The organism is Stenotrophomonas sp. YJH_SMC_40, assembly GCF_059368615.1.
In genome coordinates this window covers 130,219-155,986 of the sequence record NZ_JCAFRX010000007.1, presented here as the reverse complement: position 1 = coordinate 155,986, position 25,768 = coordinate 130,219, and the positions used below count along the sequence as shown (strand labels likewise).

Below are 25,768 nucleotides of genomic sequence, written 5' to 3'. Positions count from 1 at the left end.
GGTTCGCCCGGCGCCTCCCGGGTAGTGCCGGCCGCTGGCCGGCATCCCTGTGATGCATGCGGAGATGGTGGGGAGCCGGCCAGCGGCCGGCACTACCAGATGGCTTTCCATCCCCACTTTTCCGGCCTTCGTCGCAGCCCGCTTGTTTGCCCGGCGGGCCGCCCTATGCTCGGCTCACCCCCTTCCTCCAAGGCGCCGCCGTGTTCGCCAGCCTCTCTCTCCTGATCCGCCACCTGCTGGCCTGGGCCGCCGCGCTGGTTGTCGCCGGCATGGTCTGGAGCGGCATCTTCAGCGGCATGAACGATGGCCCGGGCTGGGTGTTCGGCCTGCTGGCGATGTTCCTGATGATCTCCGCGCTGGGCAGCGCGATCACCCATGTGCGCCGGGTCTGGCTGGTGGCCGGCCGATTGGATTCGACCACGTTGTCCGGGCGCCAGCGCCGCCAGGTGGAACTGCCGATGGATGCCGGCCAGGCCTATGCCGTGGTGGAAGCGGCGATTGCCGAACTTCCGCGCGTGGAAGATGTGGAAAGCTCGGCCGGCAGCCTGCAGGTGCGCGCCTACGTGCGCCGGGTCGACCTCTGGAATGGCCGCCAGCCCTCGCGCTGGAACCTGCCGGCGCGGCTGGCGATCAAGCGCAACAGCGTGCTGGCGACGGTCACGCCGGGGCAGGGCACCAGTACCGTCACTCTGCTGTTCGAACCGGATGCCGGCTGGTGGGCCGATCTGCTGGCGCTGGATGAGGGCAGCAACTTCGAGAACGCCGAAGCGGTCACCCGCGCGATCAGCCGCCGCGTGGCCGACCAGCGCCGCGATGAGCAGGCCGCCGCCGAACAGACCCAGGTGGAAAAGGAACTGTCGGTCGCGCGCTTGAACCTGCTGCATGCGCAGGTGGAGCCGCACTTCCTGTACAACACGCTGGCCAATGCGCAGGTGTTGACCCGCACCGACCCGGCACGTGCCGAGCAGATGCTCGGCCACCTTATCCAGTACCTGCGCAGCTCGTTGCCGCAGGTGGACGAGTCGGTGTCGACACTGGGCGTGGAGCTGGAACGCACGCGCGCCTACCTGGAGATCCTGCGTATCCGCATGGGCGCACGGTTGGCGGTGGAAGTGCAGGTACCGAATGAGCTGCATGGCGTGCACCTGCCGGCGATGGCACTGCAGACGCTGGTGGAGAACGCGATCAAGCACGGCCTGGAACCCAAGCCCGGCGGTGGCACGATCTGGATCCTGGCGCGTGGCTTCGATGACCATGTGACCGTGACCGTCGCCGACGACGGGCTCGGCTTCGGCCAGGGCACCAGCGGCACCGGCATCGGCCTGAAGAACCTGCGCGAACGCCTGCGCCTGACCTGTGGCGAGCAGGCCGGCGTGGCGATCGTTGCCAACTTCCCCAGCGGTGTGGCCGCGACCATGACCTTGCCGCAGACACACAAGGAGCGCAGCCATGCCGCTTGAAGCCCTCATTGCCGAAGACGAGGAACTGCTGCGGCAGTCACTGGTGGAACAGCTGCACCGGTTGTGGCCGGAGCTGAAGCTGGTGGCCGAGTGCGAGGACGGCGCCAGTGCGCTGGAGCAGCTGGCCGAGACGCAGCCGGACATCGCGTTCCTCGACATCCGCATGCCCGGCATCAGTGGCATCGAAGTTGCGCGCTCGCTGTCCGAGCTGAGCCCGCGCACCCAGGTGGTGTTCGTCACCGCCTATGACCAGTACGCCATCGACGCGTTCGAGCAGGGCGCGATGGATTACCTGCTGAAGCCGGTCAGTGACGAACGCCTGCTGGCGACGCGTGAGCGCATCCTGTCGCGGCTGCCATCGACGCGCCAGGATGACGCCGTGCTTGAACGCCTGCTGCAGCGGCTGGGTCCATCGCAGGGTGCTGCCGAGCGCCCGCCGCTGGCCTGGATCACCGCCAGCAACGGCCGCGAGACGCAGCTGATCATGCTGGAAGATGTCGCCTACTTCCGTGCCGACAACAAGTACACCACCGTGGTCACCGCTGCCGGCGAGAGCCTGTTGCGCACACCATTGCGCGAACTGCTGGAAGTACTCGACCCGCAGCACTTCCGCCAGATCCACCGCTCGACCATCGTCAACATGAAGGCGGTGGCGGCGGTCAGCCGCGACGATACCGGGCGCGGCGTGCTGCGGCTGCGGGGTCGGACGGAAACACTGGTGGTCAGCCAACCATTCATGAGCCTGTTCCGCGGCATGTAGCCGCACCGCACCTTTCCGCTACCAGGAGCATTGCATGCGTCCTTTCCTGCTTGCAGGCCTCGCTGCACTGGCGCTTGCCGGTTGCCAGAAGTCCACCGAAACCGCGATCACCCGCACCACTGCCAATGGCGTGGACACGCTGTACAGCAAGCGCACGATAGTGGACGGCGTGGCGCGTTTTGAGTGCATGGCCAGCCGCAGCGGTCAGTGCCATTACCTGCTGCTGGACCCGGCCTGTCGTCCTGACGCCGCGTGTGCGAAAGCGCCGATACGGTCGTTTGCGTTGGCGGTCGGCACCACCCAGGAGTTCAGGGACCTGCCGAAGGGCTTCGCCCAGTGCGTCAGCGAGGATCGGAAAGAACAATGCCACCGTGAGTGATCACGGTGGCATTGTGGGTCCCCCCGCTTCCCTGAAGGGTCAGTAGGCAGGCTGCAGTGTCAGGTCGTGGTGGTGCTCGTTCTCGCCCACGTGGTTGAGGCGGCCGACCAGTTCGGAGTGCTGCTTCATGCGCCCGATCTCGGTCATGATGCGGATGTCCTCGTGGCGCAGCTCGCGCTTGGCGGTGACCGCCTGCTTGTAATCGAGCACTTCCGGGTAATGCTCCGCCAGTTCCAGGGCCTCGGCCACGTGCTCGACGCTGTCGGCCTTGGAGCTGATGCGTGCGCGACTGTTGAACGCCTTCATCCAGCGCTCGAAACCGGCCTGCTGATCGAACATGTTGGCCATGAACCAGATCACGAACAGGATCGAGACCCACGAGCCGAACACGACTACCACGCGGGTGAACGTGATATGGAAGTCGTCACGCCACAGGTAGTTGGCGATCAGGCCAAGAATCAGCAGCGAGGCTGCCTGCCAGCCGACGATCGAGGCGATCAGCCATTGGCACTTGGCCTGCGCCAGCACGGCTACTTCATCGCGGATCTGCTGCTCGCTGAGATTGCGCCAATGCGCAACCTGTTTATCGAACGGGCTGCTGTAGAGCTCGTTGTCGCGAAGCAGAATTCCCAAACCCTTGAACAAAGCAATCATGGCTGGCTCCTTGTGGAACGTGCGTCGATCAGCATTGGACGGTGTGGCGAGTCCAGTTCTAGCACTTCCAGCGAGCCGTGCAATGGGCGCAATGCCAAGCCGCGTAAGGGCCTTCTCTGAATCGGTGAATGTTGCTGCATCGCAGCATCGAGGCCGGAGCCTGCGACAGGATGTCGCAGGGTGAAATGTGCTGCGGCCGCACATGAAACCGTGGCTGAGTGCGAAGACTCGCCGCCGGCGTCGTGATCGCCCAGAATCGGGGCCGACCGCGCAACTCGCGGCCACTCTTTCGCTTTTCCTGGACCTGTGATGCCGGCTCTGCTGCAGCGACTCTCCCGCCCCGTCACCGCGCCGATCCGGCGCTGGGTACTGGAGGCCTTCCCGCGTGGCCAGAGCGGCATCGATTACGACCAGCCGCTGGGTGACCCGGGCTGGTTTGGACCTGACAGCGTGACCTGGCGCCTGCACGCGGAGTTCCCCTCGATGCTGGCCGGGGGCCTGTGTGCGCTGATGCTGCAGACCCTGCATCCGCGCGCGCTGGCCGGGGTCTACGACCACTCCAATTTCCGTCAGGACCTGGTGGGTCGCCTGCGTCGCACCACCGCGTTTGTCGCCGGTACCAGCTATGCACCCAGCGGGGAGGTAGAGGCGCTGGTGGCCAAGGTGCGCCGCATCCATGCACTGATCCGCGGCCAGACCGCGCAGGGCGAGCCCTACGCGGCGGACGATCCACAACTGCTGACATGGGTGCACGTGACTGAGGCGTTTGGTTTCCTGCAGGGCTTTCGTCGCTACGGGCGCGAGGTGCCGGCGCACATCGCCGACCGCTACTACGACGAGTACCGCCACGTGGCCGAAGCACTGGGTGCGGTGGATGTGCCGCGCAGTGAAGCCGAGGTGGCAGCGTACTTCTGCGCGCGGCAACCGGAGCTGCGTGTGGACGAGCGCTCGCGTGAAGTGCTGGAGGTGTTGTCCGGCGTGCGCCTGCCGGTACCGGTGCCGGGGCTGTCGCGCGAGGTATTCCTTGGCGCCGGTGCGGCACTGCTGCCGGACTGGGCCGAAGGCATGCTTGAACGCAGCGGCCGCCAGCGTGCGCAGGCGGCCGCTTCAGCGAAGCTGATGCAGGGCATGGCGCCGCTGTTCCGCCGTGCGCTGCCCGATGGCCTCGCCAGCCGCGCCTGTGCGCGCATGGGCGTGCCGGTGTCGGTGCTGCGCGAGTGGCCCACCGTTCCCCGGTAGGTGCCAACCTTGGTTGGCACGCGCTGCGCGATAAAGCTTCATCCACGCATGGCGTGGATCTACTGATGCCATGGTTCTGGTTGGCACGCGTTGCGCGCGATGCCGCAGAAGGGCCAACCAAGGTTGGCCTCCACCAGAGCGGATGCCGCAGTAGATCCACGCCATGCGTGGATGGGCCTCACCCGGCCGACTTCAAGCCACGCAACAGCATTTCCAGCGCCGTCGTCGCCTGCCGCAGGCGCGCGTCGCCATCCTCGCCCTCTGCAATCCAGAACGCGGCCTCGGCCAGGCTACCGTAGATCAGCGATGCCAGCGCCTGCGCATCCACCGGCATCGCTACGCCCTGCGCGATCAACTGTTCGATCAGGCGCTGCATCGAGTGCACGCAGTGGCGCTGCGATTCCGGTGAGGCGCCACCCAGCACCGCGCGCGCGTCACGCAGCACGATGCGCTGGATCTCCGGTTCCAGCGCCATCTCCAGATAGGCACGGCAGCGCTGTACGAAACCGTCCCAGGCATCATCCGCGCCATCGCTGATCGCCTGCAGGCGCAGGTCGGTCTCGGCATCGAGCTGGGCGACCACCGCGGCCAGCAGGCCCTTCTTGTCGCCGAAGTGGTGGTAGAGCGCACCCCGGGTCAGGCCGGCCTGGGCGGTCAGGTCATCCATCGAGGTGGCGGCATAGCCATGCTCGCTGAACACGCGGCGGGCGGTGGCCAGCAGGCTGGCACGGGTTTCTTCCATCTCGGCGCGGGTGCGACGGACCATCCGGAACTCCTTACATACGCAGTGCATGATTATTTACATACGACGCGTATGAATGTAGGCTCTTATTCATACGCTCTGTATGTATTGTCGTGGCGCCGGTAGCGCCAGGCAAGCCGCTGCCTTGGAGATCCCGATGGCCACCCCCTACCGCGACCTGTTCGCCGCCCCTGGCACCGCCGGCCTCGCCCTGGCCGGCCTGCTGGCCCGCCTGCCGCTGCCGATGACCGGCATCGGCATCATCACACTGCTGTCGCAGCTGCGCGGCAGCTATGCCTTGGCCGGTGCGGTGTCTGCCACCTTCGTGCTGACCTATGCGCTGCTGTCGCCGCAGGTATCGCGCTGGGTCGACCGGCGCGGGCAGGGCAGGGTGCTGCCATGGGCTACTGCGGCCAGTGCGGCAGGGTTGCTGCTGCTGCTCGCGTGCACGCTGCTGGCTGCGCCAGACTGGGCGCTTTTCGTCGCCGCCATGCTGGCTGGATGCATGCCCAGCGTGTCCGCAATGGTGCGCGCACGCTGGACTGCGATCCATCGCGGTCGCCCGCAGCTGCAGACCGCGTATTCGCTGGAAACCGTGTTCGATGAGGTGACCTTCATCGTCGGTCCACCGTTGTCAGTGGGGCTGTCGGTGGCGGTATGGCCACAGGCCGGCGTACTGGCGGCCGCCCTGTTGCTGGTGGTCGGCGTCGCCGCATTGGTGCTGCAGCGGGGCACCGAGCCGCCGCTGCAGCAGCACGAAGGTGCAACTCCCTCGGGCTCGCTGCTCCGGCACACGGAGATCCGCCTGCTGGCGTTGCTGATGCTGGCGATGGGCGTGATTGTCGGTACGGTCGACATCACCAGCGTGGCCTTCGCCGAACAGCGGGGGCAGCCGCTTGCCGCCAGCGTGGTGCTGTCGGCCTATGCGCTGGGCAGCTGCGCGGCGGGCCTGCTGTTCGGGGCACTGAAGCTGCAGGCACCGTTGCGGCGCCTGTTGCTGGCCGGCGCAGTGGCCACCGCACTGACCACGTTGCCGCTGCCGTGGGTCGGCAGCCTGCCCGGGCTGGTCGTGGCGGTGCTGCTGGCCGGGGTGTTCTTCGCGCCGACGATGATCGTGGCGATGTCGCTGGTCGAACAACGCGTGCCCGAATCGCGCCTGACCGAGGGCATGACCTGGCTGCTGGCCGGATTGAACATCGGCGTGGCGCTGGGCGCGGCGCTGTCCGGGCAGAGCGTCGATGCGGGGGGCGTGCGTAGCGGCTTTGTCGTTGCACTGGTGGCAGGCGGGGGCGTGCTGCTGTTGGCCGTACTCGCGCGACGTGCCTTGCGCCCGTCTGCTGCATCCACCTCCCCTGAAGGGATCATCCCGTGAGCGCTTCATCGCCTGCGCATGCAGCGCCTGTGCATCGCCATCCGTGGTGGGCGGTTTCTGCGGTTGGCCTCGCCATCTTCTCGGTGGTCACCACCGAAATGCTGCCGGTGGGCCTGCTGACCCCTGTCGCCGAAGATCTCGGCGCGTCCACCGGCACCGCCGGCCTGATGATCTCGCTGCCGGCCCTGCTGGCGGCCCTGTTCGCACCGCTGGTGGTGATCGCAGCCGGCGGCATCGATCGTCGTCGCATCCTGTGCGTGCTGCTGGGGCTGCTGCTGGTCGCCAACGTTGCTTCGGCGCTGGCACCGGGCATCGGCTGGCTGCTGGCCGCGCGCGTGCTGGTGGGGTTCTGCATGGGCGGGATCTGGGCCATCGCTGGTGGGCTGGCAGCACGCTTGGTGCCGGCGCATCGCATCGGCATGGCCACCTCGATCATCTTCGGGGGCGTGGCCGCAGCATCGGTTCTGGGGGTGCCGCTGGGTGCACTGATCGGCGACGCCCTGGGCTGGCGCTTCGCGTTCGCAGCGATGGCGCTGTTCAGTGCGGCGGTGATGCTGCTGCATCTGTGGGTGGTTCCCGCGTTGCCGGTGGTGGCGTCGGTGCGCCCGGCGCAGTTCGTGCAGCTGCTCGGCCACCGTGGCCTGCAGCGCGGCCTATGCCTGACGCTGCTGCTGGTAGCGGGTCACTTCATTGCGTTCACCTATGTGCGCCCGTTGCTGACCCTGCGATCGGGCGTGGATGCCGCTTGGATCAGCGCGCTGCTGTTCGCCTATGGCATGGCGGGCATCGCGGGCAACTTCATCGCCGGACCACTGGCCGCTCGTCATCCGCGCGGAATGCTGCTGGCGATCTCTTGCGGCCTGCTGCTGACGCCGTTGTTGTTCCTGTGGCTGGGCGGCACACCCTCCGGCGGCATTGTGGTGCTGTTGCTGTGGGGCCTGGCCTATGGCGGCGTGTCGGTCGGCCTGATGAGCTGGATGATGAAGGCAGTGCCGCACGCGGTGGAGATCGCCACCGCGCTGTATGTCGGTGTGTTCAATATCGGCATCGCAATGGGCGCGTGGGGCGGTGGACGGCTGCTGGATGGCGTGGGCCTGCATGCGAATCTGTGGGTCGCGGCCGGGCTTGCCATGGTCGCCACGCTGGTGATCGCCACAACGCGCCGGTAGATCCACGCCATGCGTGGATGGCTTGTAGTCCTGTAGATCTGTAGATATGCCGACCAACGTCGGCATCCACCCGAGCGGGGCATTTGCCAACCAAGGTTGGCAGCTACCGGGAAATGAAACGGGCGCCTCGCGGCGCCCGTTCCGGTTACATCACCACACCTTGACCCGCTTGTCCGGGGCCAGGTACAGCTTCTGGCCTTCCTTTACTTCGAACGCCGGATACCAGGCGTCGATGTTGCGCACGGTGAGTGCGCGGAACTGGCCTGGCGCATGCACATCGGTCAGCAGCGAGTTGCGCAGCGCCTGCTCGCGGCTCTTGCTGCGCCACGCCTGGGCGAAGCCGAGGAAGAAGCGCTGGTCCGGCGTGAAGCCTTCCAGGGTCTGGCCCGGCTTGCCCTGCAGCGAAAGCTGGTAGGCATCGTAGGCAGTGCCCAGGCCGGCCACGTCGGCGATGTTCTCGCCCAGGGTCAGCTTGCCGTTCACATGCACGCCCGGGAACGGCTCGTAGCTGCTGAACTGCGCGGCCAGCGCATCACCGGCGGCGTTGAACTGCTTCAGGTCCTCGGCGGTCCACCAGTTGTGCAGCTTGCCGGTCTCGTCGAACAGCGCGCCGGCATTGTCGAAGCCGTGGCTGATCTCATGGCCGATCACCGCGCCGATCGCACCATAGTTCACCGCGTCGTCGGCGGCACCGTCGAAGAACGGCGGCTGCAGGATCGCGGCCGGGAACACCAGGCGGTTTTCCAGCGGCACGTTCATCGCATTGATGGTCTGCGGCAGCATCGCCCACTCGCTGTGGTCGACCGGCTTGCCCAGCTTGGCGATGTTGCGCTGGTATTCGAACAGCTCGGCGCGCTGTGCGTTGCCGAGCGCGTCATCGCGGCGGATCTCCAGGCCGGTGTAATCACGCCACTTCTCCGGGTAGCCCATCCCCACGGTCAGGCCGGCGACCTTGGCCTTGGCATGCGCCTTGGTCTGCGGCGACATCCACGACAGTGCGTCAATGCGCTTGGCGAAGGCGGCGATGATGTTCTTCGCCATTTCGTCCGCACGCTCCTTGGTCCTGGCGTCGAAGTGCTTCTCGACATAGCGCTTGCCGATGGCCTCGCCGACAGCGTGGTTGGCATCATCCACGGCGCGCTTCCAGCGGTCGCTCTGTTGCGGCGTGCCGCTCAGCGCGGTGCCATGGAAGGCGAAGCGGGCGTCGGCGAACTTCTTCGGCAGGTAGGCGGCGGCACGGTCCAGTGCGTGGAAGGCCAGGTAGTCCTTCCACACCTCCAGCGGCTCGGTGGCGACCAGCCTGGACAGGCCGGCCACGGCCTTGGGCTGCCACACGATGAAGTCCTGCTGCTCGCCCAGCGCGGCCGCATCAAGGAAGGCGTTCCAGTCCATGCCCGGTGCCTTGGCGTTGAAATCGGCCTGGGTCCACGGATTGGCACCCTTGGTCACGTCGTTGGTTTCTTCCTGGGTGGCATGCGCCTGCGCGATCTTCGTCTCCAGCGCAAGGATGCGCTGTGCCTTGCCGGCCGGGTCGGCCACGCCGGCCAGCTGCAGCATCTGCGCGATGTAGCCCTGGTACTGCTTGCGCAGTTCGGCCATGCGGCCGCCGCCCAGGTAGAAGTCGCGGTCGGGCATGCCCAGGCCGCCCTGCACGAGGTACGGCGCGGTGCGGTCCGGCTGCAGCATGTCGACCGAGACCCACAGGCCGAACAGGCGGTCGGTGTAGAAGTTGGTGGCATTGAGCAGGTCGACGTCGGCGCGCATGTCGCCGCCGAGGGCACGTGCCAGGCCAGCCTTGTCGGCGATGGTCTCGATGGCCTTCAGCTGCGGCTGCACCGGGGCGATGCCGTGCTGCTCGATGCCGGCTTCGTCCATGTAGGCAGCGTAGTAGTCGCCGATCAGCTTGTCGTCACCGCTGGCCTGCGCATTGCCGGCCGCACCCTCGAGGATGGCGCGGGTGTCGGCCAGGGTCTTTTCAGCGATGACGTTGAAGCTGCCGAAACGCGAACGGTCGGCCGGAATCTCGGTGTTCTTCACCCAGGTGCCGTTGGCGAAGCCGAAGAAGTCATCGCCGGCCGCGATGCTGCGGTCCATGCCGCTGGCATCGAAGCCGAAGCTGCCCAGCATCGGCTTGGCGGCAGCGGGTGCAGCCTCGGCGGGTTTGGCGGTGCCAGCGGCCGGATCGGCCGGACGGTCGCAGGCAGCCAGGGACAGGCTGGCAACGATGGCCAGTGCCAGGGTGGGACGGCGCAGCTTGGACATGGACTTCTCTTGCAGCGGAAAACCCCAAGTCTAATCCGCCGCAGCCCGGCTGGCCGTCCCTGTGGCTGGCCGGTCCTGTGCAGGATCTGGCTGAACGCGCCGAAGCGATCTTCACGCCGTCACCGGGGTGGTGCATGCTGGGCCCTGGAGCCGTGCGCGGACACGGGGAGGTGGCCATGCAGGACGGGGTCAGGCGTCAAGAATGGCGTCCGCCGGCCGTTGAGGTCGGGGATGTGGAGGATTCGTTCGCGCATGAAGCCAGCCGACTGCACAAGGAAGATCGACCGATGCCCGCGTTGAAGCGGGCGTTGGCCCGTCCGTTGCGCGCCATCACCTGGGGCGGCGTGCTGCTGGGCCTGTTGCTGGTGGCCGGATTGGCCACCATGCTGGCCAACGACCATCACCGCCGCCTGGAGGCGGCGCAGCGGCAGAGCCGTGCGCTGGCGGTGGGGAGCGAGCGCCTGCTGGCGCTGGAACTGCGCAATCTGGAGCGGGCGATGACCGGCATCGCCGGCGATGCCGGTGAGTTGTTCCGCAGCGTGCCGTCACAGGCCCCGGTACTGCTGGATGCGGCCATCGGTGGCGTGCTGCGCCGCCACGCTGAACTGCACAGCATCGTGGTGCTGGACCGCCACGGGCGCGCGCTGACCGGCGGGCGCGGCGACCTGCAGCTGCCGCTGTGGACCGACCCGCTGCGCCGGGGGCAGGGCAGTGCCCTGTACATCGGCCCGCCGCAGCGGGCCAGCGATGGCGACTGGGTGGTGCCGCTGGCACTGCCGATGGCCGGTGAACGCTGGCTGTTGGCGCGGCTGCGCTGTGGTGAACTGCAGCGCATCGCCGGCGGCCTGGATGTTGGTCCCAACGGGCTGGTCTCGATCACCGACGCCGAGGGTTACATGCTGGCGCGCGTGCCCGATCCGCATGGCACGGTCGGTCGCCGCTACGACCTGCCGCGGCGTGACCTGCTCGGCAAGCAGGCGGTGGTCGAGCTCGGCAGCCTGCCCGGCGTGGTCGATGGTGTGCCGCGCATCACGACCATCAGTACGCTCGACCGCAGCCCGCTGGCGGTGCAGATCGGCCTGGCCGATGAAGACGTGCTGGCACCCTGGTGGCCGTACCTGCAGGCATCGGTGGCGATCGTGCTGGCCTACATCGTGGTGCTGCTGGTGCTGCTGTATGCGGTGCGCCGCAGTACCCGCAGCCAGCAGGCGATGGCCGAGGAACTGAAGGCGGGCCATGCCGAGCTGCGTCTGGCCCATCAGGTCGGGCGTGTCTGCACGTGGTACGTGGATGAGGACGCCGCGCTGCTGCGCTGGTCCCCCCTGGCGCGCGAGATCTTCGGCGTGCAGACCGATGCGCTGCCGGTAGCCGACTTCTTCGCTCGCGTGCATCGCGATGATGCCGCGCGCCTGCAGCAGGCTTTCGACCAGGCCTTTGCCGGCGGCGCAGTGCTCGACCAGGTGTTCCGCCTGGTGCTGCCCGGTGGTGAAGTGCGCTGGGTGGGCGCGCGCGGACAGCGGGTGGAGGTGGCCGACAGCGAACGACGCATGATCGGCGCGTTGACCGACCTGAGCGAACGCTACCAGGCGCGCGAGCAGATGAGCGAAGTGGAACGCCGCTTCCGCCTGCTGTTCGACCGCAACCCGGCGCCATTCTGGGTGTTCGACCCGGACACGCTGCGCTTCATCGAGGTCAATGACGCGGCGGTGCGCCAGTACGGCTACAGCCGCGAGGAGTTCCTGGCGATGAGCATCCTCGACATCCGCCCGCGCGAAGGCTGGGACGAGGTGCGTGGTGCCATCCAGCGCGCGCAGGTGGGCGATCCCCCCGACGCAACCGTGCGCCTGCACCGGCGCAAGGACGGCAGTGTGTTCGAGGTGCGCGCACACCTGTCCAAACTCGATTTCGACGGACAGCCCGCGTGCCTGGTGCTGGCCGAGGATGTGAGCGAACGGCTGGCCTACGAGCGCGACCTGGCCTACCAGGCACGGCACAACCCGGCCACCGGCCTGCTCAACGTGCGTGCATTGACCGACCAGCTGGATGAGCAGGGCGAGGGCTATACCATCGCCTTCGTGCAACTGCGCGGACTGCAGCTGGTGGCCGATACGCTGGGCCGTGAGATCGGTGATGCCGTGCTGCAGTCGATGGCGACCCGCCTGGGCGGGTTGGGCGCACGCTGCGGCACGCTGGCGTTCCAGCCGGCGGAGGACTTCGTGTTCGCCATCGGTTCGGAGCACGATACCCAGCGCGTGCTGGACGACCTGCTGCAGATCGTGTCGGCGCCGATGCGTGGCAAGGATTCACTGCACCAGTTCGAGCCGCGCATCGGCGTGGCGGTGCATGTGGCCGGTGACGGCCACAGCGCCGAACAGGTGATCGGCATGGCCGCGCAGGCGGCGCACGCGGCGCGTGCCGAGGGCAACGTGGTGGTCTGGTTCGACGCAGCGGTGACCACGCGGCTGGCCGACCGGTTGCGCCTGGCCGGGCGCATCCATGCGGCCATCGACAACGAGTTCCAGCTGTACTTCCAGCCGATCCGGCATGCCAGCGATGGCAGCCCGGCGGCATTGGAGGCATTGCTGCGCTGGCCGCAGGCTGATGGCAGCTTCATTCCGCCCAATGAGTTCATCCAGCTGTGCGAGGACACCGGGCTGATCCTGGCACTTGGCCGCTGGGTGATCCGAGCGGCAGCGAAGGCGCAGCGGCGGTTGGTCGAGGCCGGGTGGGGCGAGCTGCCGATTGCGGTCAACGTCTCGGCCGTGCAGTTCTTCAACAGCGACCTGGTGGCCGAGTTCACCCGCGCCCAGCAGGAGTTCGGGTTGGCGCGGGGTGCGCTGCATGTGGAACTGACCGAGAGCAGCCTGATGCGCAAGCCGGGGCAGGCGATGCAGACCATGCAGCGCCTGCACGAGCAGGGCATCAGCGTGTCGCTGGATGACTTCGGCACCGGCTATTCCAGCATGTCCTACCTGCAGCACCTGCCGCTGGACATCCTGAAGATCGACCGCAGCTTCGTGGCGGACGTGGAAACCAATCCACGCAACGCCTCGATCTGCCGCGCACTGCTGTCGCTGGGCCACAGCATGGGCCTGACCATCATCGCCGAAGGCGTGGAGACGCCGGGACAGCTGGACTGGCTGGCTGCGCACGGCTGTGACCAGGTGCAGGGCTACCTGCTGGGACGGCCGGCACCGCTGGAACGGATCATCGACGCGCTGGATGAGGTCGCCGCCTAAGTGGTAGTGCCGGCCGCTGGCCGGCATTCGCCCAGGACCGGGAGGTGTCTGATTGCCGGCCAGCGGCCGGCACTACCGCAAACGCCAGGCTCGGCTACACCCCGGTTTCCACCAGGTGGTCGATGAAGCTGCGCACCTTCGGTGCCAGGTGGCTGCGGCTGGTGTAGACCGCGAAGATGCCGATCGGCTCGGCTTCCCACTCGGGCAGGACGCGCACCAGACGGCCATCGGCCAGTGCGTCTTCCAGCAGGAAGTCCGGTTGCAGGATCACACCCATGCCGGCGATCGCCGCTTCGCGCAGCACGTCGCCGTTGTTGGCGTGCAGCAGGCTGCTTACCGCCACCTTCACTTCACCGCCGGGCCCCTGCAGCGGCCAGTGATCACCGGCGGCCCAGTAGCTGTAGCTCAGGCATGCGTGTGCCTGCAGCTCCTGCGGGGTCTGCGGGGTGCCGTGTGCGGCCAGGTAGGCCGGCGCGGCGCACAGGCTCACCCGCGATTCGCCCAGGCGACGTGCGATCAGCGTGGGACCTGGCTCGCGGGTGATGCGGATGGCCACGTCGTAGCCTTCCTCGACCATGTCCACCAGCCGGTCGGACAGCGCCAGGTCCAGCTCCACCTGCGGGAAGCGCTGGCGATAACTGGCCAGCAGCGGGCCGAGGCGGGCAATACCCCAGCTCACCGGTGCGTTGATGCGCAGCGTGCCCGAAGGCTCCAGCGCCTGCGCGCCGATACTGGCTTCCAGCGCGTCGAATTCGGCCAGCAGGCGCACGCACTGGGCGTAGTAGGCGGCGCCGGCACTGGTCGGGCTGACCCGGCGCGTGGTGCGGTGGAGCAGGCGGGTGGACAGGCGCTTTTCCAGCGCCGCGACCTGGCGCGTGACGCCGGCGGTGGACATGTCCAGGGCCTGGGCGGCGGCACTGAAGCCGTTGCGCTCGACCACCGCCACGAACACGCGCATCGCTTCCAGGGTGTCCATTGTTGCGCCTTATGAAATAAATACGGTCAAACGATCGTATTTATCGTCCCGTGAAGGCGCAATAACCTGTGTCCACTCCCTTCAAGGTGCTTTCCGATGCACACCACCGCTGCTCCTGTTTCGCCGCTGGCGCCGTATGGCGCCACCCTGCTGCGCCTGGCTCTGGGCGTGCTGTTCCTGGTCCACGCACTGACCAAGCTGCTGGTGTTCACCCCGGCCGGTACGGCGGCGTTCTTCGAGTCTCTGGGCCTGCCCGGTGTGCTCGGCTACCTCACCATCGGCGTCGAGCTGGTGATCACCGTCGCGCTGCTGCTGGGCATCTACGCACGCTGGGTGGGCCTGGTCGGCGTGCCGCTGCTGCTGGGCACCATCGTCACCGTGCACGGCGCCAACGGCTTCGGTTTCGCCAATGCCGGCGGCGGCTGGGAATACCCGGCGTTCTGGGCATTGGCGCTGGTGGTGCTGTTCCTGCTCGGCGATGGCAAGTGGACCCTGCGTTCGCGCTGATCGCCGCCTGATCCTGCAACTGGAGAATTCCATGTCCCGCCTGCCTTCGCTGTACATCTCCCATGGTTCGCCGATGACTGCCCTGCAGCCGGGCCAGGTTGGCGTGCGCCTGGCCGAGCTGGCGCGCGATCTGCCGACGCCGCGCGCCATCGTGATGGCTTCGGCGCACTGGCTGGGCCGGCAGCCGCTGGTTGGCGCGCATCCACAGCCGCCGACCATCCACGACTTCGGTGGCTTCCCGCGCGCGCTGTTCGAACTGCAGTACCCGGCACCGGGTGATCCGGCACTGGCCGAAGAAGTGGCCGGCCGCATCGCCGCCGCAGGCCTGCCAGTGGCCATCGACCCGCAGCGTGGCCTCGACCACGGCGCGTGGGTACCGCTGCGGCTGTTGCGCCCTCAGGCGGACATCCCGGTGGTGCCGGTGTCGATCCAGCCGCTGCTCGGCCCCGAGCATCAGTTCGCGCTGGGCCGTGCGCTGGCGCCGCTGCGCGAACAGGGCGTGCTGCTGGTCGGCTCCGGCAGCATCACCCACAACCTGCACGACTGGGGCGACTACCAGGACGGCAAGGAAGCGCCGTACGTGCGGCCCTTCATCGAATGGGTGGAGCAGCGCCTGGCCGCTGATGACCGCCAGGCCCTGCTGGATTACCGCCGGCAGGCGCCGTTCGCCGAACGCGCGCACCCGACCGACGAGCACCTGCTGCCGCTGTTCTTTGCAATGGGCGCGGCCGGCGAGGGCGGTTTCGGTGCGCGTCGCATTGATGCCGGCATCGATGCCGGCTTCCTCGCCATGGATCTGTACCGCTTCGACGGGGCATGAGCCGGGGCTGACGCGCGGCGGCCCCGGCCGTCGCGGCCATGGCCGCATGTGGTAGTTTTTTCCGGGTTTCCGGCGCTGGCCTCCAAGCCTCCCCACGCGCCGCTTCCTGGAAGAAGCATGCATACCATTGAAGTCGTCCTGGCGATGCTGGTGGCCGTTGTCGCCAGCGGCTACCTGGTTCGCGTCCTGCCGTTCTCGTTGCCGCTGCCGCTGGTGCAGATCGCCCTGGGTGCGGTCATCGCCGGGGTGTTCAACCGTGGCCACGCGCTGGAGCCGGAAGTGTTCTTCCTGCTGTTCCTGCCGCCACTGCTGTTCCTCGATGGCTGGCGCATTCCCAAGCAGGGCCTGTTCCGCGACAAGGGCGCGATCCTCGAACTGGCGTTCGGCCTGGTGGTGTTCACCGTCATCGGCGCCGGCTTCCTGATCCACTGGTTGATTCCGGTGATGCCGCTGGCGGTGTGCTTCGCGCTGGCGGCCATCGTCTCGCCGACCGACCCGGTGGCGGTGGGCGCGATTGCTTCGAAGGCGCCGATTCCCAAGCGCCTGATGCACATCCTGGAAGGCGAGTCGCTGCTGAACGATGCCTCGGGCCTGGTCTGCTTCCGCTTCGCGGTGGCGGCGGTGATGACCGGCACCTTCTCGCTGGCCACGGCCTCGCTGACCTTCGTGTGGGTGGCGGTGGCGGGATTGGCGGTGGGCGTGGCGGTGACGCTGGGTGTGTCCACCTTCCAGCGCTGGCTGTGGCGCCGCTTCGGCGAAGAGCCCGGCGCGGCGATGCTGGTCAACCTGCTCATTCCGTTCGCGGCCTACCTGCTGGCCGAAGAGATCCATGCCTCGGGCATCCTCGCCGCGGTCGCCGCCGGTATCGCGATGAGCTATGTCGAGCTGACCGGTCGCGTCTCCGGCAGCATGCGCGTGCAGCGCGCCGGGGTCTGGAACATGCTGCAGTTCAGCTTCAACGGCATCATGTTCGTGCTGCTGGGCGAGCAGCTGCCGGGCATCGTCGAACGCGCCACCACCACCATGAACGAGACCGGCCACCAGAGTGCGTGGTGGCTGCTGGTGTATGTGGTGGTGATCAATCTGGCACTGGTCGTGCTGCGCCTGTTGTGGGTGTGGTTGTCGCTGCGCTGGAACCTGCTGCGCGCGCGCCGTCGCGGCCTGGAGCGGGGCGAGGCACCGAACTGGCGCATCGTGGTGGCGACCTCGGTGGCCGGCGTGCGCGGTGCGATCACCCTGGCCGGTGTGTTGACCCTGCCGCTGTTCCTGCCCGACGGCAGTGCGTTCCCGGCGCGTGACCTGGTGATCTTCCTGGCCGCATCGGTGATCCTGTTCTCGCTGCTGGGCGCCAGCATCGCGCTGCCACAGCTGCTGAAGGGCCTGCAGCTGCCGGCTGACTCGGGCGAGCGCAAGGAAGAGGACCTGGCACGCCGGCTGTCGTCGAAGGCCGCGCTGGCCGGGGTCGAGCGCATGCGCCAGCAGCTGGTGATGAACCAGAACACCGAGAACGTGCAGCTGTACAACGACGCCGCCTCGCGGGTGAGCCTGCTCTACCAGCGGCACCTGGAGCGCGACAGTGAGGGGCCCGACGTGGACCCGGAGAAGGTACGGCGCATGGAAATGGGCTACCGCCAGCTGCGCAGCGCCGGCCTCAATGCCGAGCGCGAGGAGCTGTTCCGGTTGACCCGGCGCGGGGTGATCTCCGATGAGATCTCGCGGCGCCTGATCCGCAACCTTGATCTGCTGGAATCGCGCAAGCGCGAATGACCGTGTACCCCGGGTGGGTGCGGACCTTGGCCCGCGTTGATCGGGGTCAGATCCCTTTCCGCAGGAAAGGGATCTGACCCCAGGATCCGGGAGCCGTGCTTATTCCGGCTTCTGGTCCAGGAAATACACCTCGACCTTGCCCTTGACCTTGATGGTCATCGGGTTGCCGCGGCGGTCGCGGGCCTTGCCGGCCTGCACGCGGATCCAGCCTTCGCTGACCGAGTATTCCTCGACGTTGTCACGCTCGACGTCGTTGAAACGCACGCCGACGCCGCGCTCCAGCGCCTGCGCATCATGGAAGGGGCTGGCCGGGTTGATCGCCAGGTGGTCGGGAGGGGTATCGCTCATCGCTTCATTCACAGTGACGGCCACCAAGGCCGGCTTCAGCGGCACAGGATAAACCGTAGAATGCCGGCCTGCCCCAGAGGAAGTTCCGCCATGCCCGACAACAGCGACTATTTCGACTTCGAGGAAGACATCCACGACTTCGACGAAGATGGCTTCGAGGCACGGGTCTGGAACCTGCTGGTGCTGATCAACCCAGGCGACGAGGAACTGGCCCTGCAGCAGTTCAACCGCTGGCGCGAGCACCTGGCCGAGGACGGGCAGCCGCTGGAAGCGGACAGCGACTGGCTGCCGGCCCTGTTCACGGCCATCGCCTGGCAGTCCGGTTTCGAGGTCGAGCGTGATGATCTGGAATCGCTGCAGTCGGCAGTGAACGAGCTGTCGGCGCGCTTCAACCTGCAGCTGGACTGGGGCGGCGACCTGGATGACGAGGACTTCGCCGAAGACCTGGACGGCGTGCAGCTGATGTCCACCGCCTTCGACCGCCTGCGCGAGCACAACTACACGCTGTGGAGCGTGGATGCCGGCAGCGACGGCTTCACCGGCGTGATGGCGCTGACCCGCGACGACGACGCAATGTTGGCGCTGTGCTCGCTGCTGAACGTGGAAATCCGCCTGGGCAGCGACCCGTTCTGAGCGATGGGCCGATCCGCCCGGCACGACCCGGCGGGGACGTTCTGCTGGGCGCGGCCTGATGGGTTGATCCGCTGGAGACGACCCGACGGGGTAGAGTCGACTGTTAGTCGACTATCGCGCGCAGCGCGGGGTTCTCGCGGCCGGATGGGAGAGCAGTCGACTGACAGTCGACTCTACCCGGTCGGTGCCGGTTGGTGTCCGGCGAACCCGCGACGTGGCCTACGGCCGGTACTGCGCCCTGGCGTTGGCAATCACCGTTTTGACCAGTTCACGGTCGGTGTGCCGTGAGATCGCCCGCGCACCGAGCGCGATCGCCTGTGCGCGCAGCTCGGAAGTGACATCGTAGTGGGCACCGCTGGCCTTGTTCTGGAAGGCCCGCGGGGGAATGCCGAGCTGCGCCGCCATCGCGTGCAGCTCGGCCAGGGTGTCGGCCATCAGGTGCGCCCAGCGCTGTCCGCGCCAGGGATGCACCGCGTCATCGACGTAGACCGTCACCGCCGCGGCCGGTTCAGGCCTGCGGCTTGCTGTCGCTGTCAGCGGCCGGAGCGGCCTCGGCAGCGGCTTCTTCGGCCACGTTGCCCTCGGCGGCTTCGCCTTCCTCGCCTTCAGCAACGTCGACGCCTTCGAACTCGGCGACCAGCTTGTCCAGGTACTCGTCAGCGGTCTGCTCGGATTCGGCCGCCAGGGTGTCCAGCAGCTTCTGCAGCAGTTCGGAGTACTCCAGGTTGACCTTGCGGCCTTCCTTCTCCTGCACGTTGGACAGGTGCTTGAGCATGGCCAGCATCGGTACCGGATTCTCGGCGTTGCCCATGGTCTGGCCGCCGATGGCCAGCAGCCACTCACGGCCCTGCAGGCCGATGGCCGCGACCACCTGGCCGTCTTCGTTGGTCAGCACGGCATGGTTCTGCACCTGCTGCTGTGCGTTCAGGCGCAGGAACGGGCGCTTGGCCTGCTGCTTCTTGCGCTTGTCGCGCTTGGCCTTGGAGTTCTGGGACATGGGGTGGGATCACCTGGAAACGGAAAGACCGCCATTGTAGCGGGTGCGCCGGGTGATGCCCCTGGTGGGTGCGGGCCCTGGTCCGCACGCTTTCCCGGATGTGCGGACCAGGGTCCGCACCCACCGTCTACTTTGCCTCAGCCTGCGCGGCCTGCACGTCCGGGTCGGCGGTGGGCGCCGACAGCCCCACCTGCGGGCCGGCACCGGCCAGGGCGGCCTCCTCCGCGGCCTTGGTCATTACCACGATGCTGATGCGGCGGTTGATCGGGTTCTGCGGGTCGGTCTTGTCGAACAGTACCGACGAGGACAGGCCGACCACGCGGGTGATCTTGCTGTCCTCCAGGCCGCCGTCCACCAGTGCGCGCCGTGCGGCGTTGGCACGATCGGCGCTCAGTTCCCAGTTGCCATAGCCGCGTGCGGCCGAATAGGCGGTGATGTCGGTGTGGCCGGTCAGGCTGATCCGGTTCGGCACATGGTTCAGGTACTCGGCCAGTTCGTGCAGGATCTGCTGCGTGTACGGCTTCAGCGTGGCGCTGCCAAGGTCGAACATGGGCCGGTTCTGCTTGTCCACGATCTGGATGCGCAGGCCTTCCGGGGTCAGGTCCAGCAGCAGCTGGTCCTTGAACGGCTCCAGCGCCTGGCTCCTGCTGATCGCCTCCTGCAGCTCCTTCATCAGCGCTTCCAGCTGCTGCTTGTCGCGCTGCTGCTGGTCCACCGGCTGCGGCACAGCCTCCTTCTGGTTCTGGAAGGGATCGTTGCTGTTGCCGCGCGAGATGTCGGTGGCACCGCCCAGCTTGATCATCGAGGTGCTGGCGCCGCCCGGGCCTGCCATGCCGGGCGCCGGCGTGGCGTTCTGCCCACTCAGCGGGCTGGGGTTGCGGAAGTACTCGGAAATGGCCGCACGGTCGTTCTTGTTGGTGGTGGCCATCAGCCACAGCACCAGGAAGAACGCCATCATCGCGGTCACGAAGTCGGCGTAGGCCACCTTCCACGAGCCGCCGTGGTGGGCGGCGTGGCCGGCCTTCTTGACCCGGCGGACGATGACGGTGGGCTTGTTCTCGGCCATGGCTTACTTGACCGTCTTCAGGTGCTGCTCGAAATCGGAGAAGGCCGGGCGCACGTTCGACGGCAGCGTCTTGCGGGCAAACTCCAGCGCGATCTTCGGGTTGTAGCCGCGCAGGCAGGCCAGCAGGGCGGTCTTGACCGATTCGTAGATGCGGCTGTCCTGTTCGGCGCGGGCTTCCATCGCCGCCGCCATCGGGCCGACGAAGCCGTAGCCCAGCAGGATGCCGAGGAAGGTACCGACCAGCGCACCGGCCACATGGCCGCCCACTTCGACGATGTCGCCGCCGATCGAACCCATGGTGATGACGATGCCCAGCACCGCCGCCACGATGCCGAAACCGGGCAATCCGTCGGCGACCTTGGTCAACACCTGCGACGGCGCCATGGCTTCGGCATGGTGCTTTTCCAGCTCCAGTTCCAGCAGCGGTTCCAGCTCGTGCGGCTCGATGTTGCTGCCGATCATCAGGCGCAGGCAGTCGGTGATGAAGTCGATCAGGTGGTGGTCGGCCTGCACCTTGGGGTAGTTGCCGAACAGCGCGCTCTCGGCCGGCCGCTCGACATGGTCTTCCAGCGCCATGAAGCCTTCGCGGCGCGCCTTGTTGAGCAGTTCATAGAGCAGGCTGAGCACATCGATGTAGTCCTGCTGCTTGTAGCGCGGGCCCTTGAACACGCCCACCATGGCCTGCAGGGTCTGCTTGACGGTCTTGGCCGGGGTACCGACCAGGAAGGCGCCGAGCGCCGCGCCGCCGATGATGACCAGCTCGTAGGGCTGCCAGAGGGCACCCAGGCGGCCGTGGGCACCGAGGTAGCCCCCGATCACGCTGATGATGACGACCAGGAATCCAACGATGATGAGCATGGGGCGACGCAGGGAGAGGGGATATCTCCTTGTCGGCCCGTCGCCCGGTTTTCTGAAGAGGGAATTCTGTGAAATCGGTCAGCGGGGTGTTTCAGCCCGCCACACCGCTTTCTGCGCCGCCACGCTGCAGTGGATCGGGCCACGGGTCACCATTGCCAGTGAATGAAAGTGAGACGGAATTCAGGCAGTGACGCTCGTAGGTGGGCGGCGGACCGTCCGGGAATACGTGGCCGAGGTGGCTGCCGCAGCGCGCGCAGGTGATCTCGGTGCGCACCATGCCGTGGCTGGTATCGCGGATCTCGCGTACGTGTGCGGGGTCGAACGGAGCAAAGAAGCTGGGCCAGCCGGTGCCGGAATCGAACTTGGTGCTGGAGCGGAACAGTGGCAGCGCGCACAGGCGGCAGCAGTAGACACCCTCGCGCTTGTTGTCGAGGAATACCCCGCAGAACGGTGCTTCGGTGCCGTGCTGCAGCAGCACGCGGCGTTCCTCGCTGCTGAGACCGGCGACCAGCGCCTCGGTCTGGGTGGCAGTGGGGGGCGTCAGATCGAAGGCGGTCATGGCGGCACTCCGTGGGGTCGATGGCCTGGGGATGCCGGAAAACGTGGGGGTGCTGGCGCCCGCTTGCAAGTGTGATGGCCGTTCATGGGCGGCACACAGGCGCTGGCGCATGGTGAAGACGATCCACGTCGGAGCGTGCCATGAAACCGATCCCTCCCCTGTTGTTGATGGCCCTGCTGCCGCTGGTCGCGCAGGCCCAGGTACCGACGTCGTCGAGCCCGACCGCCACCCGCAGTGCCACCACCGTGGCACCGCAGCCGGTGGTGCCGCCGCCACAGGCCGCGCGCCCGCAGCCGCAGGTACTGCCCTCGCCACAGCCGACGCAGCCGATCAAGTCCACCGGTCCGGCCCAGGTCGCGCCGGCGCCGGTCCCGAAGCCTGCCGACAAGGTCTATGACCGCAATGGCCGCATCGTTCCCGGGGTGCGCCCGGCCGGCCCGAACCGCGTGTTCGACTCGCGCACCGGCCGCTATTACGACAGCGTGCCGGCCGGCGATGGCCAGCAGATCAAGCGCTGACCTCCAATGCCAACCGAGGTTGGCGGCTAGCGCACGCCGTTCGGCCTGAACGCACGAAAACAACCTGCTACAGATCACTGCTTTTTCGCCTGCGATTAACCGTTCCGGGACCAACGTGACCGTGCGCCGGCATTTCGCCGCCGCATGTCCTTTGTCCACTGGATCGCGATCATGAAAAACCAGCAGAACCGTCATCCCGGCAAGGAACCGCAGGGCCGCAACCCGCAGCAGCAACAGCAACAGCAGATGGACCCGCAGCAGCCGCACAAGGGCGGCAAGCAGCAGGAACAGCGCTCGCAGAAACATCCACAGCAGCGTTGACTGTCACCATGGTCGGGGGTCAGAGCCCGCTGCGCGGGATCCGACCCCTTGCCGAATCCTGACCGGGGTCGGATCCCGCAACGCGGGCTCTGACCCCGATCGCAACTGCCTCAATCGGGAATCGGCAAGCTCAGCGTTTCCTTCACTTCTTCCATCACGATGTAGCTTTTCGACTCGCGCACGTGCGGCAGTGTCAGCAACGTGCTGCCGAGCAGCTTGCGGTAGGAGGCCATTTCGCTGATCCGCGCTTTCAGCAGGTAATCGAAGTCGCCCGACACCAGATGGCACTCCAGCACGTTGGGCAGCTTCAGCGCCGCGCGCCGGAACTCCTCGAAAATGTCGCCGGACTTGTAGGCCAGGCTGATTTCCACAAACACCAGCAGGCTGGCCTTCACTGCGGCCGGGTCGAGGTGGGCGTGGTAGCCGGTGATCACCCCTTCGCGTTCCAACCGGCGCACGCGCTCCGTGCACGGCGTGGTCGACAGGCCGACCCGCTCGCCCAGTTCGGTGAAGGAAATACGGCCCTCGGCCTGCAGGATGCGCAGGATCTTGCGGTCGATCTTGTCCAGTTCGCGGGTACGGGTGGCCATGGTCGTCAACCTTGGGGAATGAATTGCAGGAGAACATCCTGCCGGTTGATTTCAAAACAGGCAAATCAACTGGGAATGGCTGTCTATACTTCCCCAATTATGGTCCCTGTGCGCTCCAGTGCAGGGAATGATCGGGTTGGAGAAGTCCCATGCGAGTCCTAGTTCTCGGCAGCGGCGTGATTGGTACCACCAGTGCCTGGTACCTGCGACAGGCCGGGTTTGAAGTCACGGTCATCGACCGCCAACCCGGCCCGGCGCTGGAAACCAGCTTCGCCAATGCCGGCCAGCTGTCATTCGGCTACACCTCGCCGTGGGCGGCCCCGGGCGTGCCGAAGAAGGCCATCGGCTGGCTGTTCGAGAAGCACGCGCCGCTGGCGATCAAACCGGGCATGGACCTGGCCCAGTACCGCTGGCTGTGGCAGATGCTGCGCAACTGCACCCACGAGCGTTATGCGATCAACAAGGCGCGCATGGTGCGCATGTCCGAGTACAGCCGCGACTGTCTGAACGAGCTGCGCGCGCAGATCGGCATCGAATTCGAAGGCCGCGACCTGGGCACCACCCAGCTGTTCCGCACCCAGCAGCAGCTGGATGCCTCGGCGCAGGACATCGAGATCCTGGCCCAGTACGGCGTGCCGTACGAGGTGCTGGACCGCGCCGGCATCATCCAGGCGGAACCGGCCCTGGCGCATGTCGATGGCCTGGTCGGCGCGCTGCGCCTGCCGCGTGACCAGACCGGCGACTGCCAGCTGTTCACCCGTCGCCTGGCGCAGATGTGCGTGGATGCCGGTGTCGAGTTCCGCTTCGACCAGGACATCACCGGCCTGGAGTTCGATGGCGACCGCATCACCGGCGTGCGCATCGACGGCAAGCTGGAAACCGCCGACCGCTTCGTGGTCGCGCTCGGCAGCTATTCGCCGGCGCTGGTCGCACCGCTGGGCATGCGCCTGCCGGTGTACCCGCTGAAGGGCTATTCGCTGACCCTGCCGATCACCGACCCGGCGATGGCGCCGACCTCGACCATCCTCGACGAGAGCTACAAGGTGGCGGTCACCCGCTTCGACGACCGCATCCGCGTCGGTGGCATGGCCGAAGTGGCCGGCTTCGACCTGTCGCTGTCGCAGCGCCGCCGCGAGACCCTGGAGCTGGTGGTCAGCGACCTCTACCCGAAGGGCGGCGACCTGTCGCGCGCGCAGTTCTGGACCGGCCTGCGCCCGGCCACGCCGGACGGTACGCCGGTGATCGGCGCCACGCCGTTCCGCAACCTGTACCTCAACACCGGCCACGGCACCCTGGGCTGGACCATGGCCTGCGGCTCGGGCCGCTACCTGGCTGACCTGATGAGCGCGCGCCAGCCGCAGATCAGCACCGAAGGCCTGGATATTTTCCGCTACGGCCAGTACGGTCACGCGCCGCAACAAGAGAACCGCACATGCGTCCTGCCCGCGCGCTGATCGATCTGGGCGCCCTGCGCAGCAATTACCGGCTCGCCCGTGAACTGGGCGGTGGCAAGGCCCTGGCGATCATCAAGGCTGATGCCTATGGGCATGGCGCGGTGCGCTGTGCGCAGGCGCTTGAAGGCGAGGCCGATGGCTTCGGCGTGGCCACCATCGAAGAGGCGCTGGAACTGCGCCAGGCCGGCATCCGTGCGCCGATCCTGCTGCTGGAAGGCATCTTCGAACCCAGCGACATGGCGTTGGTGGCCGAGCATGATTTCTGGTTCGCCGTGGGTTCGCCGTGGCAGCTGGAGGCCGTCGCCGCCTTCGACAGCCCGCGCCCGTTGACGGTGTGGCTGAAGCTGGACAGCGGCATGCATCGCCTCGGCCTGGACGTGGACAGCTTCCGCGCGGCGCACGCGCGCCTGTCAGCGCTGCCGCAGGTCGAGCGCATCGTGCTGATGACCCACCTGGCGCGCGCCGACGAGCTGGACAGCGAACGCACCCACGAACAGGCGGCGACCTTCGCGCGCGCCATCGACGGCCTGCACGGCGAGACCAGCGTCTGCAACTCGCCGGCGCTGCTGGGCTGGCCGGACGTGCGCAGTGACTGGGTGCGCCCGGGCCTGATGCTGTATGGCGCGAACCCGCTGCCGGACGACACCACGCTGACCGAGCGCCTGCGCCCGGTGATGACGATGCAGTCGAAAGTGATCGCCGAACGCTGGATCGAAGCGGGTGAGCCGGTGGGTTATGGCGCGCGCTTCGTGGCCAAGGCGCGCACCCGCGTGGGTGTGGTTGCACTGGGCTATGCCGACGGTTATCCGCAGTTCGCCCCGAATGGCACGCCGGTATTGATCGATGGCCAGCCCGGCGCACTGATCGGGCGCGTGTCGATGGACATGCTGACGGTGGACCTGACGGCGCATCCGCAGGCCGCGGTGGGCAGCGTGGTGGAACTGTGGGGCAGTGCGCCGACGTTGGCGGAACTGGCGCCGCGATGCGGCGTGAGCGCGTACCAGCTGCCGTGCGCGGTCAAGCGCGTGGCGAAGGTGTACGTGTAACGCCGAGCCCACGCTCGGCTTCGGTGGCGGCC

General features: G+C 67.3%; 26 protein-coding genes. 15 read left to right on the top strand and 11 right to left on the bottom strand.

Annotated elements, in window-relative coordinates; all coding sequences use genetic code 11:
- The first annotated feature begins 200 nt into the window (after positions 1-200).
- Genes AC5P6X_RS14955 through AC5P6X_RS14945 form a run of 3 tightly spaced genes read left to right on the top strand, consistent with a single transcriptional unit; the run spans position 201 to position 2,599 of the window.
- Positions 201-1,460, top strand: coding sequence for a sensor histidine kinase (locus tag AC5P6X_RS14955; protein WP_005407896.1), 1,260 nt, complete (start codon positions 201-203; stop codon positions 1,458-1,460).
- Positions 1,450-2,220, top strand: a complete 771-nt coding sequence (locus AC5P6X_RS14950; protein ID WP_049449781.1) for a LytR/AlgR family response regulator transcription factor — start codon at positions 1,450-1,452, stop codon at positions 2,218-2,220. The genes AC5P6X_RS14955 and AC5P6X_RS14950 overlap by 11 nt, the downstream gene beginning before the upstream one ends.
- Before the next feature lie 34 nt (positions 2,221-2,254).
- A complete protein-coding gene (locus AC5P6X_RS14945; RefSeq protein WP_049449780.1) occupies positions 2,255-2,599 on the top strand; it encodes a hypothetical protein in 345 nt (114 codons plus the stop codon).
- 39 nt (positions 2,600-2,638) lie between these two features.
- Here AC5P6X_RS14945 and AC5P6X_RS14940 read toward each other — a convergent pair whose 3' ends face one another.
- Complete coding sequence (locus tag AC5P6X_RS14940; RefSeq protein ID WP_005407899.1) at positions 2,639-3,253, bottom strand: hypothetical protein; 615 nt, start codon at positions 3,251-3,253, stop codon at positions 2,639-2,641.
- 309 nt (positions 3,254-3,562) lie between these two features.
- On the opposite strand from AC5P6X_RS14940, the gene AC5P6X_RS14935 reads away from it, so the two are divergent.
- Positions 3,563-4,492: an oxygenase MpaB family protein gene (locus tag AC5P6X_RS14935; protein ID WP_049449779.1), complete on the top strand. Its 930-nt coding sequence runs from the start codon at positions 3,563-3,565 to the stop codon at positions 4,490-4,492.
- A gap of 178 nt (positions 4,493-4,670) precedes the next feature.
- Here the strand turns inward: AC5P6X_RS14935 and AC5P6X_RS14930 are convergent, their stop codons facing one another.
- A complete protein-coding gene (locus AC5P6X_RS14930; RefSeq protein ID WP_005407901.1) occupies positions 4,671-5,258 on the bottom strand; it encodes a TetR/AcrR family transcriptional regulator in 588 nt (195 codons plus the stop codon).
- Positions 5,259-5,391: 133 nt separating this feature from the next.
- On the opposite strand from AC5P6X_RS14930, the gene AC5P6X_RS14925 reads away from it, so the two are divergent.
- Positions 5,392-6,606 (top strand): MFS transporter, encoded by a 1,215-nt coding sequence (locus AC5P6X_RS14925; protein WP_099604741.1) that lies wholly within the window; start codon positions 5,392-5,394, stop codon positions 6,604-6,606.
- Entirely contained in the window at positions 6,603-7,775 is a 1,173-nt protein-coding gene (locus AC5P6X_RS14920) for an MFS transporter (RefSeq protein ID WP_164222947.1), read from the top strand. The genes AC5P6X_RS14925 and AC5P6X_RS14920 overlap by 4 nt, the downstream gene beginning before the upstream one ends.
- A 150-nt stretch (positions 7,776-7,925) precedes the next feature.
- Here the strand turns inward: AC5P6X_RS14920 and AC5P6X_RS14915 are convergent, their stop codons facing one another.
- Entirely contained in the window at positions 7,926-10,037 is a 2,112-nt protein-coding gene (locus AC5P6X_RS14915) for a M13 family metallopeptidase (RefSeq protein WP_088435535.1), read from the bottom strand.
- A gap of 176 nt (positions 10,038-10,213) precedes the next feature.
- On the opposite strand from AC5P6X_RS14915, the gene AC5P6X_RS14910 reads away from it, so the two are divergent.
- Positions 10,214-13,276: a bifunctional diguanylate cyclase/phosphodiesterase gene (locus AC5P6X_RS14910; protein ID WP_049449774.1), complete on the top strand. Its 3,063-nt coding sequence runs from the start codon at positions 10,214-10,216 to the stop codon at positions 13,274-13,276.
- Between the two features lie 94 nt (positions 13,277-13,370).
- Here AC5P6X_RS14910 and AC5P6X_RS14905 read toward each other — a convergent pair whose 3' ends face one another.
- A complete protein-coding gene (locus AC5P6X_RS14905) occupies positions 13,371-14,252 on the bottom strand; it encodes a LysR family transcriptional regulator (protein ID WP_049449773.1) in 882 nt (293 codons plus the stop codon).
- Positions 14,253-14,348: 96 nt separating this feature from the next.
- Between AC5P6X_RS14905 and AC5P6X_RS14900 the strand changes: the two genes are divergently transcribed.
- The 3 genes from AC5P6X_RS14900 (at position 14,349) to AC5P6X_RS14890 (ending at position 17,346) form a co-directional block, all read left to right on the top strand.
- The gene (locus AC5P6X_RS14900; RefSeq protein WP_005412120.1) at positions 14,349-14,759 is read left to right on the top strand and encodes a DoxX family protein; all 411 of its coding nucleotides are present in this window, start codon (positions 14,349-14,351) and stop codon (positions 14,757-14,759) included.
- 31 nt (positions 14,760-14,790) lie between these two features.
- Complete coding sequence (locus AC5P6X_RS14895) at positions 14,791-15,579, top strand: dioxygenase family protein (RefSeq protein WP_005407908.1); 789 nt, start codon at positions 14,791-14,793, stop codon at positions 15,577-15,579.
- Between the two features lie 117 nt (positions 15,580-15,696).
- Positions 15,697-17,346: a Na+/H+ antiporter gene (locus AC5P6X_RS14890; protein ID WP_285309750.1), complete on the top strand. Its 1,650-nt coding sequence runs from the start codon at positions 15,697-15,699 to the stop codon at positions 17,344-17,346.
- Between the two features lie 99 nt (positions 17,347-17,445).
- On the opposite strand, the gene AC5P6X_RS14885 is transcribed toward AC5P6X_RS14890, so the two are convergent.
- A complete protein-coding gene (locus tag AC5P6X_RS14885; protein WP_005415112.1) occupies positions 17,446-17,694 on the bottom strand; it encodes a DUF3297 family protein in 249 nt (82 codons plus the stop codon).
- A gap of 90 nt (positions 17,695-17,784) precedes the next feature.
- Here AC5P6X_RS14885 and AC5P6X_RS14880 point away from each other — a divergent pair, with 90 nt between their 5' ends.
- Positions 17,785-18,327: a DUF6630 family protein gene (locus AC5P6X_RS14880; protein WP_005407911.1), complete on the top strand. Its 543-nt coding sequence runs from the start codon at positions 17,785-17,787 to the stop codon at positions 18,325-18,327.
- Between the two features lie 219 nt (positions 18,328-18,546).
- On the opposite strand, the gene AC5P6X_RS14875 is transcribed toward AC5P6X_RS14880, so the two are convergent.
- The 5 genes from AC5P6X_RS14875 to msrB form a co-directional block, all read right to left on the bottom strand.
- The gene (locus AC5P6X_RS14875) at positions 18,547-18,822 is read right to left on the bottom strand and encodes a DUF4031 domain-containing protein (RefSeq protein WP_005412122.1); all 276 of its coding nucleotides are present in this window, start codon (positions 18,820-18,822) and stop codon (positions 18,547-18,549) included.
- Between the two features lie 13 nt (positions 18,823-18,835).
- Positions 18,836-19,324 (bottom strand): hypothetical protein, encoded by a 489-nt coding sequence (locus AC5P6X_RS14870; RefSeq protein WP_322534345.1) that lies wholly within the window; start codon positions 19,322-19,324, stop codon positions 18,836-18,838.
- A 127-nt stretch (positions 19,325-19,451) separates the two neighbouring features.
- Entirely contained in the window at positions 19,452-20,390 is a 939-nt protein-coding gene (gene motB, locus AC5P6X_RS14865; RefSeq protein ID WP_329757078.1) for a flagellar motor protein MotB, read from the bottom strand.
- Positions 20,391-20,393: 3 nt separating this feature from the next.
- Positions 20,394-21,248 (bottom strand): flagellar motor stator protein MotA, encoded by an 855-nt coding sequence (gene motA / locus AC5P6X_RS14860; RefSeq protein WP_005407915.1) that lies wholly within the window; start codon positions 21,246-21,248, stop codon positions 20,394-20,396.
- A gap of 91 nt (positions 21,249-21,339) precedes the next feature.
- The gene (gene msrB, locus AC5P6X_RS14855; protein WP_049449768.1) at positions 21,340-21,807 is read right to left on the bottom strand and encodes a peptide-methionine (R)-S-oxide reductase MsrB; all 468 of its coding nucleotides are present in this window, start codon (positions 21,805-21,807) and stop codon (positions 21,340-21,342) included.
- 140 nt (positions 21,808-21,947) lie between these two features.
- On the opposite strand from msrB, the gene AC5P6X_RS14850 reads away from it, so the two are divergent.
- A complete protein-coding gene (locus tag AC5P6X_RS14850; RefSeq protein WP_043033924.1) occupies positions 21,948-22,325 on the top strand; it encodes a hypothetical protein in 378 nt (125 codons plus the stop codon).
- A 144-nt stretch (positions 22,326-22,469) separates the two neighbouring features.
- On the top strand, positions 22,470-22,646 hold the full coding sequence (locus AC5P6X_RS14845; RefSeq protein WP_033833709.1) for a hypothetical protein: 177 nt from the start codon (positions 22,470-22,472) through the stop codon (positions 22,644-22,646).
- A gap of 110 nt (positions 22,647-22,756) precedes the next feature.
- Here AC5P6X_RS14845 and AC5P6X_RS14840 read toward each other — a convergent pair whose 3' ends face one another.
- Positions 22,757-23,236, bottom strand: a complete 480-nt coding sequence (locus AC5P6X_RS14840; protein ID WP_005407919.1) for an Lrp/AsnC ligand binding domain-containing protein — start codon at positions 23,234-23,236, stop codon at positions 22,757-22,759.
- Between the two features lie 149 nt (positions 23,237-23,385).
- On the opposite strand from AC5P6X_RS14840, the gene AC5P6X_RS14835 reads away from it, so the two are divergent.
- Positions 23,386-24,690, top strand: a complete 1,305-nt coding sequence (locus tag AC5P6X_RS14835) for a D-amino acid dehydrogenase (RefSeq protein ID WP_005412127.1) — start codon at positions 23,386-23,388, stop codon at positions 24,688-24,690.
- A complete protein-coding gene (gene alr / locus AC5P6X_RS14830; protein ID WP_005412128.1) occupies positions 24,669-25,736 on the top strand; it encodes an alanine racemase in 1,068 nt (355 codons plus the stop codon). Before AC5P6X_RS14835 ends, alr begins: the two co-directional genes overlap by 22 nt.
- Positions 25,737-25,768: the final 32 nt, after the last annotated feature.

What these genes read in the sequence shown, in the direction of transcription:
- AC5P6X_RS14850 (WP_043033924.1), top strand. Translation starts at nt 21,948, where the DNA reads ATGAAACCGATCCCTCCCCTGTTGTTGATGGCCCTGCTGCCGCTGGTC.
- AC5P6X_RS14845 (WP_033833709.1), top strand. Translation starts at nt 22,470, where the DNA reads ATGTCCTTTGTCCACTGGATCGCGATCATGAAAAACCAGCAGAACCGT.
- AC5P6X_RS14885 (WP_005415112.1), bottom strand. Translation starts at nt 17,694, where the DNA reads ATGAGCGATACCCCTCCCGACCACCTGGCGATCAACCCGGCCAGCCCC.
- AC5P6X_RS14915 (WP_088435535.1), bottom strand. Translation starts at nt 10,037, where the DNA reads ATGTCCAAGCTGCGCCGTCCCACCCTGGCACTGGCCATCGTTGCCAGC.
- AC5P6X_RS14890 (WP_285309750.1), top strand. Translation starts at nt 15,697, where the DNA reads ATGCATACCATTGAAGTCGTCCTGGCGATGCTGGTGGCCGTTGTCGCC.
- AC5P6X_RS14910 (WP_049449774.1), top strand. Translation starts at nt 10,214, where the DNA reads ATGCAGGACGGGGTCAGGCGTCAAGAATGGCGTCCGCCGGCCGTTGAG.
- AC5P6X_RS14945 (WP_049449780.1), top strand. Translation starts at nt 2,255, where the DNA reads ATGCGTCCTTTCCTGCTTGCAGGCCTCGCTGCACTGGCGCTTGCCGGT.
- AC5P6X_RS14940 (WP_005407899.1), bottom strand. Translation starts at nt 3,253, where the DNA reads ATGATTGCTTTGTTCAAGGGTTTGGGAATTCTGCTTCGCGACAACGAG.
- motB (WP_329757078.1), bottom strand. Translation starts at nt 20,390, where the DNA reads ATGGCCGAGAACAAGCCCACCGTCATCGTCCGCCGGGTCAAGAAGGCC.
- AC5P6X_RS14900 (WP_005412120.1), top strand. Translation starts at nt 14,349, where the DNA reads ATGCACACCACCGCTGCTCCTGTTTCGCCGCTGGCGCCGTATGGCGCC.
- AC5P6X_RS14895 (WP_005407908.1), top strand. Translation starts at nt 14,791, where the DNA reads ATGTCCCGCCTGCCTTCGCTGTACATCTCCCATGGTTCGCCGATGACT.
- AC5P6X_RS14935 (WP_049449779.1), top strand. Translation starts at nt 3,563, where the DNA reads ATGCCGGCTCTGCTGCAGCGACTCTCCCGCCCCGTCACCGCGCCGATC.
- AC5P6X_RS14925 (WP_099604741.1), top strand. Translation starts at nt 5,392, where the DNA reads ATGGCCACCCCCTACCGCGACCTGTTCGCCGCCCCTGGCACCGCCGGC.
- AC5P6X_RS14930 (WP_005407901.1), bottom strand. Translation starts at nt 5,258, where the DNA reads ATGGTCCGTCGCACCCGCGCCGAGATGGAAGAAACCCGTGCCAGCCTG.
- AC5P6X_RS14905 (WP_049449773.1), bottom strand. Translation starts at nt 14,252, where the DNA reads ATGGACACCCTGGAAGCGATGCGCGTGTTCGTGGCGGTGGTCGAGCGC.
- AC5P6X_RS14840 (WP_005407919.1), bottom strand. Translation starts at nt 23,236, where the DNA reads ATGGCCACCCGTACCCGCGAACTGGACAAGATCGACCGCAAGATCCTG.
- AC5P6X_RS14835 (WP_005412127.1), top strand. Translation starts at nt 23,386, where the DNA reads ATGCGAGTCCTAGTTCTCGGCAGCGGCGTGATTGGTACCACCAGTGCC.
- AC5P6X_RS14880 (WP_005407911.1), top strand. Translation starts at nt 17,785, where the DNA reads ATGCCCGACAACAGCGACTATTTCGACTTCGAGGAAGACATCCACGAC.
- msrB (WP_049449768.1), bottom strand. Translation starts at nt 21,807, where the DNA reads ATGACCGCCTTCGATCTGACGCCCCCCACTGCCACCCAGACCGAGGCG.
- AC5P6X_RS14870 (WP_322534345.1), bottom strand. Translation starts at nt 19,324, where the DNA reads ATGTCCCAGAACTCCAAGGCCAAGCGCGACAAGCGCAAGAAGCAGCAG.
- motA (WP_005407915.1), bottom strand. Translation starts at nt 21,248, where the DNA reads ATGCTCATCATCGTTGGATTCCTGGTCGTCATCATCAGCGTGATCGGG.
- AC5P6X_RS14950 (WP_049449781.1), top strand. Translation starts at nt 1,450, where the DNA reads ATGCCGCTTGAAGCCCTCATTGCCGAAGACGAGGAACTGCTGCGGCAG.
- alr (WP_005412128.1), top strand. Translation starts at nt 24,669, where the DNA reads ATGCGTCCTGCCCGCGCGCTGATCGATCTGGGCGCCCTGCGCAGCAAT.